Source organism: Pantoea sp. X-Soil-MYKO-1289 (assembly GCF_059730625.1).
On the sequence record NZ_AP036004.1, the window covers coordinates 782,243 to 796,065 of the forward strand.

6 protein-coding genes are annotated in these 13,823 nt (G+C 63.4%); all 6 read left to right on the forward strand.

Translation table 11 applies throughout. The annotated features are described in order from the left end of the window. Positions 1-101: 101 nt before the first annotated feature. The 6 genes from AC6I7Z_RS03740 (at position 102) to AC6I7Z_RS03765 (ending at position 13,805) form a co-directional block, all read left to right on the forward strand. A complete protein-coding gene (locus AC6I7Z_RS03740) occupies positions 102-2,375 on the forward strand; it encodes a molybdopterin guanine dinucleotide-containing S/N-oxide reductase (protein ID WP_497813194.1) in 2,274 nt (757 codons plus the stop codon). A 273-nt stretch (positions 2,376-2,648) separates the two neighbouring features. Then, positions 2,649-4,376 (forward strand): penicillin-binding transpeptidase domain-containing protein, encoded by a 1,728-nt coding sequence (locus AC6I7Z_RS03745; RefSeq protein ID WP_497813195.1) that lies wholly within the window; start codon positions 2,649-2,651, stop codon positions 4,374-4,376. A 515-nt stretch (positions 4,377-4,891) separates the two neighbouring features. After that, the gene (locus AC6I7Z_RS03750; RefSeq protein WP_497813196.1) at positions 4,892-6,121 is read left to right on the forward strand and encodes an MdtA/MuxA family multidrug efflux RND transporter periplasmic adaptor subunit; all 1,230 of its coding nucleotides are present in this window, start codon (positions 4,892-4,894) and stop codon (positions 6,119-6,121) included. Further along, complete coding sequence (locus AC6I7Z_RS03755) at positions 6,118-9,315, forward strand: efflux RND transporter permease subunit (protein WP_497813197.1); 3,198 nt, start codon at positions 6,118-6,120, stop codon at positions 9,313-9,315. Before AC6I7Z_RS03750 ends, AC6I7Z_RS03755 begins: the two co-directional genes overlap by 4 nt. Beyond that, positions 9,312-12,413, forward strand: a complete 3,102-nt coding sequence (locus AC6I7Z_RS03760; protein ID WP_497813198.1) for an efflux RND transporter permease subunit — start codon at positions 9,312-9,314, stop codon at positions 12,411-12,413. Before AC6I7Z_RS03755 ends, AC6I7Z_RS03760 begins: the two co-directional genes overlap by 4 nt. 3 nt (positions 12,414-12,416) lie before the next feature. After that, positions 12,417-13,805, forward strand: a complete 1,389-nt coding sequence (locus tag AC6I7Z_RS03765; protein ID WP_497813199.1) for an efflux transporter outer membrane subunit — start codon at positions 12,417-12,419, stop codon at positions 13,803-13,805. The last annotated feature ends 18 nt before the right edge of the window (positions 13,806-13,823 follow it).

A 13,823-nucleotide genomic window follows, 5' to 3' on the forward strand; every position in this document is an offset into this window, starting at 1 on the left:
AATGTCTGCGCCGTCGCAAAAAGGGGGAAAACTCCAGGCTTAACCCGGCGCGGGGTCGCGTGGTATCCTGCATTTTTCCCTTACCTGCCGTAAAAGAAACCATGAAAAAGCGAGTGCCACATCTGGCGCACTGGGGCGCGTTCAGCGCCGTGACTGAAAACGATCGCCTGATCGGCTGCGAGCCGTTCTTCGCCGACGCCGATCCGTCGCCGATGCTGAATACCATTCCCGAGCTGGTCTATTCCGATAAACGTATTCGGCAGCCGATGGTGCGCCGCTCCTGGCTGAAATCGCGCGAAAACAGCGATCGCACGCTGCGCGGCCGTGAAGATTTCGTCGCCGTCGACTGGGAGACCGCGCTGGATCTGGTGGCGGATGAAAACCGCCGCATCCGCGAACGTTACGGCGCCTCCGGCATTTTCAACGGTTCTTACGGCTGGTCGTCGGCGGGCCGCGTCAACCACGCGCGCACCCTGGTGCGCCGCTTCTATTTTCAGGGCGGCGGCGGCGTCGATCAGCAGGGCAACTACAGCTGGGGCGCGGCGCAGTTCTTCCTGCCCTATGTGATCGGCACCTATATGCCGCTGACCGGCCGCGTCACCGACTGGCCGCAGGTGGTGGAACATGCGGAGATCTTCGTCGCCTTCGGCGGGCTGGCGCTGAAAAATGCCCAGGTGGCGTCAGGCGGCGCAGGCCAGCACAGTCTGAAACCGGCGCTGGAGCAGCTGGCGGCCAAAGGCACGCCGGTGATCAATATCAGCCCGATGCGCGACGACTGCCCCGATTTTGTTAACGCTGACTGGATCCCGATTCGCCCCAATACCGACGTGGCGCTGATGCTGGCGCTCGGCTACGAGATCGCCCAGCGCAACGCGGTGGACGAGGCATTTCTCGCCAGCCACTGCACCGGCTGGCCGCAGCTGCGCGCCTACCTGCTGGGCGAAAGCGACGGCGTCGCCAAAACCGCCGGCTGGGCGAGCCGCATCACCGGCATCCCGCCGGAGCGCATCGTTCGTCTGGCTGAACAGCTGATCGGCAAGCGCAGCTTTATTACCTGCTCCTACTCGGTGCAGCGCGCCCATCGCGGCGAACAGCCTTACTGGATGATGATCGCGCTCTCGTCGATGCTCGGTCAGCCCGGCCTGCCGGGCGCGGGCTTCTCGTTCGGCCACGGTTCGATGAACAGCGTCGGCAACCCGCGTCAGGACGGCCCGGCGCCGCTGATGGCGACCGGCCCCAATCCGTCCGGCTTGTCGATTCCGGTGGCGCGCATCAGCGATATGCTGCTCAATCCCGGCCAGCCTTACGCGTTCCAGGGCGAGACGCTGACCTATCCCGACATTCATCTGGTGCACTGGGCGGGCGGCAATCCTTTCCACCATCATCAGCAGCTTAACCGCCTGGTCGAAGGCTGGCAGAAGCCGGACACGGTGGTGGTGCAGGATATCGTCTGGACGCCGGCGGCGCAGATGGCGGATATCGTTCTGCCCGCCACCACCACGCTGGAGCGCAACGACATCGGCGGCTCCTCGCGCGACCGGTTTGTGCTGGCGATGCATCAGGCGATTAAGCCGCAGCACCAGGCGCGCAACGACTTCGATATTTTCGCCGATCTGGCCGAACGCCTCGGCTATCGCCAGCAGTTCACCGAAGGGCGCGACGAGCGTCAGTGGATCGAACACCTTTATCAGCAGTGCGCGACGGCGCATGCGCGCAAGGGCATCGACTTTCCGGAGTTCGCCGAGTTCTGGTCGCGCGGCTTCGTTGAGATCCCGGAAGGCGGCAAGCCCTACATCTTTATGGAGGATTTCCGCGCCGATCCGGTGCGTCACCCGATCAAAACCGCCAGCGGCAAGATCGAACTCTTCAGCCAGACCATCGCCGACTACGATCTGGCCGATTTCGCCGGTCATCCGGAGTGGCGCGAACCTCAGGAGTGGCTGGGGGCGGCGCTGAGCGAGCAGTTCCCGCTGCATATGATCTCTATCCAGCCGTCAGATCGGCTGCACAGCCAGCTTGACGCCACGGCGACGGTGCAGGGCAACAAAACCGCCGGCCATGAAACGCTCTATCTGCATCCGCAGGACGCGGCGGCGCGCGACATTGCCGACGGCGAGGTCGTTGAGGTGCGTAACGCGCGCGGCGCGATGCTGGCGGGCGCGCGTCTGACCGACGGGCTGACGCCGGGCGTGGTCATCGTCGCCACCGGCGCCTGGTTCGATCCCGGCTTCGGCGCGGAGTGGCAGCCGTTTGACCGTGCGGGCAATCCCAATGTGCTGACGCTGGATATCGGCACTTCGTCGCTGACGCAGGGCCCCAACGCCATGAGCTGCCTGGTGGACATCAAAAAACATGCGGTTTGCAAAATCGCTTAACAAACACATGGCTGGTTACATTTTGCCGGACACTGTTGCGTTTGAGTGATGGCAGCCCGTCTCGCGGCCTTGTTACAGTCAGGGTCCCAGAGGTATTGATGGGTGAACATCAATAGAATTTCTTGATTACACCGACCTGCGCAGATGCGCAGGTTTTTTTTTGCCTGGCGCGCCGATTACGAACTGATACACAGTTTTCCTGTTAACGGCGTAGCGCTTTCTTTATAACTGCTCGCGTGGATATTTTTTTACTTTTCTTTGCAGCGGATTGCTATGCCCCGGATAAAAAAACTACTGGGAAAAGACCAGATCAAAGCCCCGTTTAACCCGTTTCGTTTCCGCCTGATTTGCCTTGGCGTGCTGACCTGCATGGTGATACTGATGGCGCGCATCGCCGATCTGCAGTTTCTCAATCAGCCGATGCTGGAGCATGAGGCGGATCAGCGCTCGCTGCGCACCGTTACGCTGCCGACCAACCGCGGCACCCTGCTGGATCGCAACGGCGAAGCGCTGGCGCTCTCGGTGCCGTCGCGCGACGTTATCGCCGATCCGATGCGCGTGCTGGAGGCGAATCCCGACTTCCTCAGCGCCAAGTGGGCCTACCTGGCGTCGGCGCTGAATATGCGTCCCGAGCAGATCGCCGCGCAGATCACCGCCAATCCGAAACGCCGCTTTCTCTATCTGGGGCGCAAGATCGAGCTTGGCATCGCCAAAGATATCGCCGAGCTGCATCTGAAAGGCATCAGCGAAGTCTATGACGATAGCCGCTTCTACCCGATGAGCGAAGCGGCGGCGCCGCTGATTGGCATCGTCGGCGCCGACAATGTTGGCCTGAACGGGCTGGAGAAGGGCTACGACAAGATTTTGCAGGGCGTGCCGGGCAAAGAGGTTTATCGCCAGGACGCCGCGGGCCACATTATCTCCATGCTGAGCTATACGCCGCCGACGCAGCCGCCAACGGTGCAGCTCAGCATCGATAAGTTCGATCAGTACACGCTCTATAGCAAGCTGCGCGACGGCGTGCTGCTCAACAAGGCGGACTCCGGCGCGGCGGTGCTGGTGAAGATCGACACCGGCGAAATTCTCGGCATGGCCTCTTATCCGTCGTTTAACCCGAACAACTATGACGGCGCCACCCCGGCGCAGATGCGCAACGCGGCGATAAACGACAGCTACGAGCCAGGTTCGACGGTGAAACCGCTGGTGGTGATGGAAGGGCTGGAACGCCATCTGGTGCGCCCCGATTCTGTGATCGACACCACGCCCTATCGGGTAAACGGCCACCTGATCCGCGACGTCGGCCACTGGCCGCGCCTGACCATGACCGGCATTTTGCAAAAATCGAGCGACATCGGCGTCTCCCATATCGCGCTGGCGATGCCCGCCGAGGCGCTGGTCAACACTTATCAGGCGTTCGGCCTGGGCAAACCCACCGGGCTGGGACTGACCGGCGAAAGCGTCGGCTACTTCCCGGCGCACCGTCAGCGCTGGGCCGATATCGAGCGCGCCACCTTCTCTTTCGGCTATGGCCTGCGCGTGACGCCGCTGCAGATTGCGCGTGAATATGCCACGCTGGGCTCGTTCGGCGTTTACCGTCCGCTGTCGATTACCCGCGTGACGCCGCCGGTGCTCGGCAAGCAGGTGGCGAATCCGGAAACGGTGAAGGAAGTGGTGCATATGCTGGAGAGCGACGTGCTGCCGGGCGGAACCGGTATCAAAGCGGCAGTGCCGGGCTACCGGCTGGCGACCAAAACCGGTACCGCGGAGAAGATGGGCGACAGCGGCAAATATGACGGCGGCTATATCAACTACACCGCCGGCGTGGCGCCCGCCAGCCATCCAGAGGTGGCGCTGGTGGTGATGATCAACCATCCCACCGCCGGCGATCACTTCGGCGGCTCGGTTGCCGCGCCGATCTTCGGCAACATTATGGGGCCGGTGCTGAAGCATATGAATATCGCGCCGGACGCCATCTACAGTAAGCCTTCAGATAAATCTTAATAAAATCAGTGTGTAACCGGGTGTGGAACTTATTCATACCTGGTTTCATTTCCCCGAATTCCGTTGCGTTTTCGCGCTGTTTTGTCCCGCCGCAGAGTGCGAGGATAGCAGTCCCAGAGGTATTGATAGGTGCGAAAACGCGCTGCTCCAGGCAGCGGTATCCGCAAGGATAATCCACCCTGTTTATTGCACCAACCCACGCGGATGCGTGGGTTTTTTTTTGCTCACTTCGGCGCTAGCGCAAAAAATAGCCGCTGCTTTCCCTGAGTAGCCGCGGTTCTGCATTCCTTTATCGTTCGTCGTCCGTTATGGCCAGCTACAACAGAAAATGACGCTGCATGAGGCGCTGAGTGTCGGCTGGAAAGTCTGACCATTCTTAACGCAACCCTTACAGTTTGCCGATGGAAAAACAGGCGAGGCTTCGCGGATAATACGCGGCGTGATGATTGATAAACGTAATAATCCCCTGAAAAAGAAGGGATTCTTTCTTTCTACTGCTGGCAAGACTTTTAACCATGACTAATGCGTCCCGCTCTTCCCGTTCCCGCTGGCTTAAATGGCTGCTGTTGTTAATCCTGATAGTGATAGTTGCCGGCGTCATCTGGCGCGTGCTGCCGTTCGGCAAAGGGCAGGGCGCAATGGCGCCAGGCGGTCGTCACGGCGCACGCGGCGGGCCGCCGGGCATGGCGATGATGGGCGGCGGCGCGACGCTGGTGCACAGCGGCGTGGCGACCACCGCCGATGTGCCGGTTTACCTCAACGCGCTCGGCACGGTGATCCCCAACGCCAGCGTCACCGTCACCAGCCGCGTCGACGGCCAGCTGGAGAAGGTCTACTTCACCGAGGGGCAGAAGGTGGCGGCGGGCCAGCTGCTGGCGCAGATCGATCCGCGCGGCTTTGAGGCGACGCTGAATCAGTATCAGGCTGAGCTGAGCGAAAACCAGGCGCTGCTGAAAAGCGCCGAGCTGACGCTGGCGCGCTACCGCAAACTCTACGCGCAGGACTCGCTGGCGCGGCAGGATCTCGATACGCAAACCGCTACCGTCGGCCAGTATCGCGGCGCGGTCGCCGCCGATCGGGCGCAGATCGCCAGCGCGAAGCTGAGCATCGAGTATGCGCGCATCACCGCGCCGGTCAGCGGCCGCGTCGGGCTGCGTCAGGTCGATCCGGGCAATATGGTGCAAAGCTCTAGCAGCACCGGCCTGGTCACCATCACCCAGATGCAGCCCGCCGCCGTCACCTTCAGCGTGCCGCAAAGCCATATTCCCGCGCTGACGAAGGCGCTGCACAACGGTCAGACGCTGCCCGCCACCGCCTTCGATCAGGACAACAGCCGCGCGCTGGCGCAGGGCGAAGTGAAGTTCATCAGCAACCAGATCGACACCAGCACCGGCACCGTGGCGCTGAAGGCGACCTTCGCCAACGAGGACGAAGCGCTCTACGCCAACCAGTTCGTTAATCTGCGTTTGCAGATCGCTACCCTGACAGGAGCGACGGTGATCCCGTCGCAGGCGCTGCAGCTGAGCAGCGACGGCAGCTTTGTCTTTGTGATCAATAAAGATAATACCGTGACGCGCAGAGCGGTCTCCGCCGGTCCGGCGTTCGGCGACGACAGGCAGGCGATTCTTAAAGGCGTCGAGCCCGGCGATCGGCTGGTCACCGAAGGTATCGATCGCCTGACCAACGGCAGCAAAGTCGCGCTGGCGGATGAGACGCAACCGACCGCAAGCGCTGAGGCAAAATGAACCCGTCACGCCTGTTTATCCTGCGGCCGGTCGCCACCATCCTGCTGATGGTGGGCGTGCTGATCGCCGGCATTTTTGCCTATAAATTCCTGTCGACCTCGGCGCTGCCGCAGGTGGACTATCCGACGATTCAGGTCACCACGCTCTATCCCGGCGCCAGCCCCGACGTGATGGCGTCGTCGGTGACCTCGCCGCTGGAGCGCCAGCTGGGGCAAATGGCGGGGCTGAGCCAGATGACCTCCACCAGCTCCAGCGGCTCCTCCATCATTACCCTGAAGTTCGGCCTCGATCTCTCGCTCGACGTCGCGGAGCAGGAAGTGCAGGCGGCCATCAACGCGGCTAATAATCTGCTGCCGAGCGATCTGCCCAATCCGCCGACCTATAAAAAGGTCAATCCGGCGGACAGCGCGGTGATCACCCTGGCGGCCAGTTCAGACATCCTGCCGCTGACGCAGGTGCAGGATCTGGTCAATACCCGCGTGGCGCTGAAGCTGTCGCAGATCTCCGGCGTCGGCATGGTGACGCTGGCGGGCGGCCATCAGCCGGCGATCCGCGTGCAGATGAACCCGGCCGCGCTCGCCGCGCGCAAGCTGACGCTGGAAGACGTCAACACGCTGATTAGCAACAGCAACGTCAACGGCTCGAAGGGCGGCTTCGACGGCAAATATCACTCGGTCACTATCGACGCCAACGATCAGCTGCGCACCGCCGACGAGTACGGCAACCTGATCCTCACCTACCAGAACGGCGCGGCGCTGCGCCTGAAGGATATCGCCCATATCGAACAGGGGCCGGAGAACAGCTATCAGTCCGCATGGGCCAACCGCAGCCCGGCGATTGTTATCAGCGTGCAGCGCCAGCCGGGCGCCAACGTGATTCAGGTGGTGGACAACATCAAGGCGGCGCTGCCAACGCTGCAGGCCGCGCTGCCGGACGGCGTGAAGATGACCATTCTCTCGGACCGCACCCAGACCATCCGCGCCTCGATCAGCGACGTGCAGTTCGAGCTGATGCTGTCGATCGCGCTGGTGGTGATGGTGACCTTCCTGTTCCTGCGCAACGTGGCGGCGACGCTGATCCCCAGCGTGGCGGTGCCGCTGTCGCTGGTGGGCACCTTCGGCGTGATGTATCTGGCGGGCTTTAGCCTCAATAACCTGTCGCTGATGGCGCTGACCATCGCCACCGGCTTCGTCATCGACGACGCCATCGTGGTGGTGGAGAATATCTCGCGGCGGCTGGAGGAGGGCGAAACGCCGATGCAGGCGGCGCTGAAAGGATCGCAGCAGATCGGCTTCACTATTATCTCGCTCACCTTCTCGCTGATTGCGGTGCTGATCCCGCTGCTGTTTATGGGCGACGTGGTGGGGCGGCTGTTCCGCGAATTCGCTATCACGCTGGCGGTGTCGATTCTGGTGTCGATGCTGGTGTCGCTGACCTTAACGCCGATGCTGTGCGCTTATCTGCTGCGCCATATCCCGCCGGAGCGGCAGTCGCGCTTTGCGCGCAAGGGCGGCGAGCTGTTCGACAAGCTGATCCGCGGCTATGACCGGCTGCTGACGGTGGTGCTCAACCACCAGAAGCTGACGCTGCTGGTGGCGCTGGCGACCTTTGCGCTCACCGCGCTGCTCTATATGGCGGTGCCGAAAGGCTTCTTCCCGACCCAGGACACCGGGCTGATCCAGGGCATTACGCTGGCGTCGCAGGATGTCTCCTTTAGCGAGATGGCGAAGCGCCAGCAGGCGCTGGCGAAGGTGGTGCTGGCAAACCCGGCGGTGGAGAGCCTCTCCTCTACTATCGGCATCGACGGCAACAACACCAGCCTCAACAGCGGACGGCTGCAGATCAACCTGAAGCCGTTCGACCAGCGCGACGACAAGGCCGACGTGGTGATCAAACAGCTGCAGCAGGCGGCGACGCAGGTGGCGGGCATCCAGCTCTATATGCAGCCCGCGCAGGATCTGACGGTTAACGATCAGGTGACGCCGAGCCAGTATCAGTTCACCCTCGATGACCCCGACAGCGAAAACCTGGTGACCTGGTCGCCGCGGCTGGTGGCGGTGCTGCAAAAGCGGCCCGAGTTCAACGGCGTGGTGAGCAATTTGCAGGATCAGGGCCGCGTCGCCTGGGTGGAACTGAACCGCGATAAAGCGGCGCGCTACGGCATTACCGCCTCGGATGTCGATACCGCGCTCTACAACGCCTTCGGCCAGCGTCTGGTGTCGACCATCTTTACCCAGTCGAACCAGTATCGCGTGGTGCTGGAGGTGGCGCCGCAGTACCAGCAGTCGCCCGCCTCGTTTGAGGATGTCTATCTGCAGCCTGCGACCAGCGATAGCGCGTCGTCGAGTTCGACCTCCTCTTCAACCTCGACATCGACGTCAACCTCGACCTCAACGTCCGCCAGCGACGGCGCCAGCGGCGGCATGGTGAAGCTCACCTCTGTCGCCACCATTCACCAGCGCGCCGGTTCGCTGATGCATATGCGGCTCAATCAGTTCCCGGCGGTGATGATCTCCTTTAACCTGAATAGCGGCTACTCGCTGGAGGATGGGCAGAAGGCGATCGCTGAGGTGCAGCAGCAGCTACAGCTACCGTCGAGCATCACGCTGCGCTATCAGGGCGAAACCTCCGCCTTCCAGAGCGCCACCGGCAATACCCTGTGGCTGATCCTCGCCGCGCTGCTCACCATGTACGTGGTGCTGGGCATTCTCTACGAGAGCTTTATTCATCCGGTGACCATTCTCTCCACGCTGCCCTCGGCGGCGGTTGGCGCGCTGCTGACGCTGCTGCTGGCGGGCAGCGAGTTCAGCCTGATTGCGCTAATCGGCGTGATCCTGCTGATCGGCATCGTGAAAAAGAACGCCATTATGATGATCGACTTTGCGCTGGAGGCGGAGAACAAGCAGCACCTCAGCCCGCGCGAGGCGATCCATCAAGCCTGCCTGCTGCGCTTCCGCCCGATCCTGATGACCACCATGGCGGCGCTGCTCGGCGCGCTGCCGCTGATGCTGGCGTCGGGATCGGGCGCGGAGCTGCGTCAGCCGCTGGGGCTGGTGATCGTCGGCGGGCTGATCGTCAGCCAGGTGCTGACGCTCTTCTCCACGCCGGTGATCTATCTCTGGTTTGACGCCGTCGCGCAGCGCGGCAACGCCTGGGTGAAACGCCGTCAGCAGCGGTCGCGAGGCGCGTCATGAATCTGACGCGGCTGTTTATCTTCCGCCCGGTCGCCACGCTGCTGCTGACGCTGGCGATCCTGCTGCTCGGCGCGCTCGGCTACCGGCTGCTGCCGGTGGCGCCGCTGCCGCAGGTCGATTTTCCCACCATTATGGTGAGCGCCAGCCTGGCGGGCGCCAGCCCGGAAACCATGGCGGCGACGGTGGCGACGCCGCTGGAGCGCGCGCTCGGGCAGATCGCGGGCATCACCGAAATGACCTCCAGCAGCTCGCAGGGATCCGCCAGCATCATTTTGCAGTTTGAGCTGGACCGCGACATCAACGGCGCGGCGCGCGACGTGCAGGCGGCGATCAACGCCTCGCGCAGCCTGCTGCCGAGCAGCATGGAGTCGCTGCCGACCTACCGCAAAGCCAACCCCTCCGACGCGCCGATCGTGATGCTGGCGCTCACCTCCGAAACGCGCACGCCTGGCGAACTCTACGATCTGGCCGAAAGCAAGATCGAGCAGGCGATGGGGCAGGTAAAGGGCGTGGGCGAGGTGTCGCTGATGGGCAGCGCGCTGCCCGCGGTGCGTATCGACCTGCAGCCGCAGAAGCTGACGCACTACGGCATCTCGCTGGATAGCGTGCGCAGCGCCGTCGCCAACAGCACCACTAATCTACCGAAAGGGATGCTGCAGGGCAGCAGCCAGTCGTGGGTGGTGGACAGCAACGGCCAGCTCGACAAGGCGGCGCAGTACCGCGATCTGATCGTCGCTTATCAGGACGGCAACGCGGTGCGGCTGCATGACGTCGCCACCGTCTACGACTCGGTGGAGGATCAATACCAGGCCGGCTTCCTTAACGCCGCGCCGTCGGTGATGATCGGCATCAAGCGCCAGGCGGGCGCCAATATGCTCGACACCATCGACGCCATTAAGGCGCAGCTGCCGGCGCTGGAGAAAGACCTGCCCGCCGATACGCAGCTCAAAGTGGTGATCGACCGTTCGCCTGGGGTACGCGCCTCGCTCTACGACACCGAAGAGACGCTGCTGATCGCCGTGCTGCTGGTGATCGCCGTGGTGTTTATCTTCCTGCGCAACCTGCAGGCGGTGGTGATCCCGGCGCTGGCGCTGCCGGTGTCGCTGATCGGCACCTGCGCGGTGATGTATCTGCTCGGCTACAGCCTCGACAACCTGTCGCTGATGGCGTTGATTATCTCGACCGGCTTTGTCGTGGATGACGCCATTGTGGTGCTGGAGAATATTACGCGCCATATTGAAGAGGGCTTAGGGCCGGTGCGCGCGGCGGTGCGCGGCGCGCGCGAGGTGAGCTTTACCGTGCTGTCGATGACGGTGTCGCTGATCGCCGTCTTTATCCCCATTCTGCTGATGGGCAGCATCGTCGGACGCCTGTTCCGCGAATTCGCCGTTACGCTTACGGTGTCGCTGCTGATCTCGATGTTCGTCTCTCTCAGCCTGACGCCGATGCTCTGTTCGCGGCTGCTGAAGCGCAAGCCGCCCGTCAGCAAGAGGCCGCATCCGCTCTATCAGTTTATCGAGACCCAGCTTAACGCGCTGCTGGCCGCCTATGCGCGCGGGCTGAACTGGGTGATGCGCCACCAGAAGCTGACGATGTTCAGTCTGGCGCTGACCGTGCTGCTCAATCTGTTTCTCTATAGCGTGGTGCAGAAGGGCTTCTTTCCCAATCAGGACACCGGCCTGCTGATGGGCGCGCTGCGCGCCGACCAGAACATCTCGTTTCAGGCGATGAAGCCGAAAATGCTGATGTTCACCAAAATTATTCAGGCCGATCCGGCGGTAGAGAGCGTAATGTCGTCAATGGGCAGCGGCATGTTCGGCTCGCGCAACAGCGCCAACTTCTTCGTGCGGCTGAAGGATCTCGACCAGCGCGACGCCACCGCCACCGAAGTGGCCAACCGGCTGAGCATGAAAACCAGCCATATCGCGGGCGCGCAGATGTTCCTGATGGCGGCGCAGGATCTGCATATCGGCGGGCGCAGCGCCAACGCCAGCTATCAGTACAGCCTGCAGGCGGACGACCTCGATCTGCTGCGCAGCTGGACGCCGAAGGTGCAGGCGGCGCTGGCGGCGATCCCGCAGCTCAACAGCGTCGATTCCGACTCGCAAACCGGCGGCCAGGAGGTGGTGATCGCTATCGATCGCGACCGCGCTACGCGCCTCGGCGTCAATGTGCAGATGCTCGACACCATGCTCAACAACGCCTTCAGCCAGCGCCAGGTCGCCACTCTCTATCACACGCTGAATCAGTATCACGTCGTGATGTCGCTTAACAGCAGCTACACGCGCGACCCGGCAATCCTTCAGCAACTCTACGTCATCAACGACAGCGGCGACCGGGTGCCGCTCTCCGCCTTCGCCACCCTGAGCAGCGGCAACGCGCCGCTGTCGGTGGCGCATCAGGGGCAGTCGGCCACCAGCACCGTCGCCTTTAACCTCAACGACGGCGTCTCGCTGGAGCAGGCGCAGGCGCTGATCAAGCAGGCGATGGCGAAGCTCGGTTTGCCCTCCAGCATTCAGGCCGGTTTTGCCGGCACCGCCGCCGCCTTCAGCCAGCTGACGGCCACCATGCCCTGGCTGATTCTGGCGGCGCTGGCGGCGGTCTATATCGTGCTGGGCGTGCTCTACGAGAGCTACGTGCATCCGCTGACCATTCTCTCAACGCTGCCGTCGGCGGGCGTCGGCGCGCTGCTGCTGCTGCTGCTCACCAACACCCAGCTGACGGTGATTGCGCTGATCGGCATTATCCTGCTGATCGGCATCGTCAAGAAGAACGCCATTATGATGATCGACTTTGCGCTCGACGCCGAGCGCCGTCTCGGCCTCTCGCCGCAGCAGGCGATCGTGCAGGCGTGCCTGATGCGCTTTCGCCCCATCATGATGACTACGCTGGCGGCCTTTTTCGGCGCGCTGCCGCTGGCGCTCGGCAGCGGCGGCGACGCCGATCTGCGCAGCCCGCTCGGCATCGCCATTGCCGGCGGCCTGGCGCTGAGCCAGCTGCTGACCCTGTTTACCACGCCGGTGGTCTATCTCTGGTTCGACCGTTTGAGTCGCGCCACCCAACGTCAGTGGCGCCGTTTGCGCCATGCGGGAGCCTGATTGATGAAAAAGCTTTCTCTCGTGTTACTGCTGCTGCTCGGCGGCTGCGCCGTCGGCCCCGACTATCAACGCCCCAGCGCCAGCGTGCCGCTGCACTATAAAGAGGCCAAAGGCTGGCAGCGCGCCACGCCGCAGGACGATCAAAGCAAAGGCGAGTGGTGGGCGGTCTATCACGACGACACCCTGAGCGGCCTGCTGCGGCAGGTCAGCATCTCTAACCAGAACGTCGCCAGCTACGCCGCGCAGTACCGCGAAGCGCAGGCGCTGGCCGCTCAGTCGCGCGCCGCGCTCTTTCCCACGCTCGGCTATGACGCCAGCGCAACGCGCAGCGGCACCCGTTCCACTAACAGCGGCGCGCGCAGCGTCACCAACAGCAACTCGGCGCAGCTGAGCGCCAGCTGGGAGGTGGATCTGTGGGGCAAGCTGCGCCGCACCCGCGAGGAGAATGCCGCCAGCGCCCAGGCGAGCGCCGCCGAGCTGGCGAACGTGACGCTCAGCGCCCAGTCGGAGCTGGCGCAGGACTATTTTCAGCTGCGTATTATGGATGAGAAGATCGCGCGCTATCAGCAAAGCGTGGCGGCCTACGATCGCTACCTGAAGGTCATCGAGAATAAATATCAGGCGGGCAGCGAGTCGCGCGCCACCCTGGCGCAGGCGCAGATGCAGCTGGAGAGCGCGCGCGCCTCGGCGCTCGACCAGCAGTGGCAGCGCGCCCAGATGGAGCACGCCATCGCGCTGCTGATCGGCAAAGCGCCGGCCGACTTCAGCCTGCCGGCGGCGAAGCTGACCGCGACGCTGCCGCCGTTGCCGCAGGCGCTGCCGTCGCAGCTGCTGCAGCGCCGTCCCGATATCGCTTACGCTGAACGCAACGTCGCCGCCGCCAACGCCGCGGTCGGCGTGGCGATCGCGGGCTACTATCCCGATCTGACGCTGAGCGCCAGCGGCGGCACCAGCGCCTCGGCGCTGCACAATCTCTTCTCGCTGCCCTATCGCGTCTGGTCGCTCGGCCCCGATCTGAGCGGCACGCTGCTTGACTTCGGCGCCACCTCGGCGAAGGTCGATCAGGCGCGCGCCGCGTATGACGCCAGCGTCGCCAGCTATCGCCTGGCGGTGCTGACGGCGATGCAGGAGGTCGAGGACGATCTGGTGGAGCTGAACACCCTGACCAGCGAGCTGGCGGCGCAGCAGCGCGCCACCGACGCCGCGCGCGAGTCGGCGCGCGTTACGCGCAACCAGTATGAGGCGGGCATGATCGACTATCTCGACGTCGCCACCACCGAGACCAGCAGCCTGAGCGCGCAGCAGAGCCTGCTGACGCTGCAAAGCACCCAGTGGGTCGCCAGCGTGGCGCTGATCGCCGCGCTCGGCGGCGGCTGGCAGAGCGCGCCCTAAATCGCGCCTTTGCGCTTG

Excerpts from the sequence above, each read along its gene's own strand:
- AC6I7Z_RS03740 (WP_497813194.1), top strand. The coding sequence starts at position 102 with ATGAAAAAGCGAGTGCCACATCTGGCGCACTGGGGCGCGTTCAGCGCC.
- AC6I7Z_RS03755 (WP_497813197.1), top strand. The coding sequence starts at position 6,118 with ATGAACCCGTCACGCCTGTTTATCCTGCGGCCGGTCGCCACCATCCTG.
- AC6I7Z_RS03745 (WP_497813195.1), top strand. The coding sequence starts at position 2,649 with ATGCCCCGGATAAAAAAACTACTGGGAAAAGACCAGATCAAAGCCCCG.
- AC6I7Z_RS03765 (WP_497813199.1), top strand. The coding sequence starts at position 12,417 with ATGAAAAAGCTTTCTCTCGTGTTACTGCTGCTGCTCGGCGGCTGCGCC.
- AC6I7Z_RS03750 (WP_497813196.1), top strand. The coding sequence starts at position 4,892 with ATGACTAATGCGTCCCGCTCTTCCCGTTCCCGCTGGCTTAAATGGCTG.
- AC6I7Z_RS03760 (WP_497813198.1), top strand. The coding sequence starts at position 9,312 with ATGAATCTGACGCGGCTGTTTATCTTCCGCCCGGTCGCCACGCTGCTG.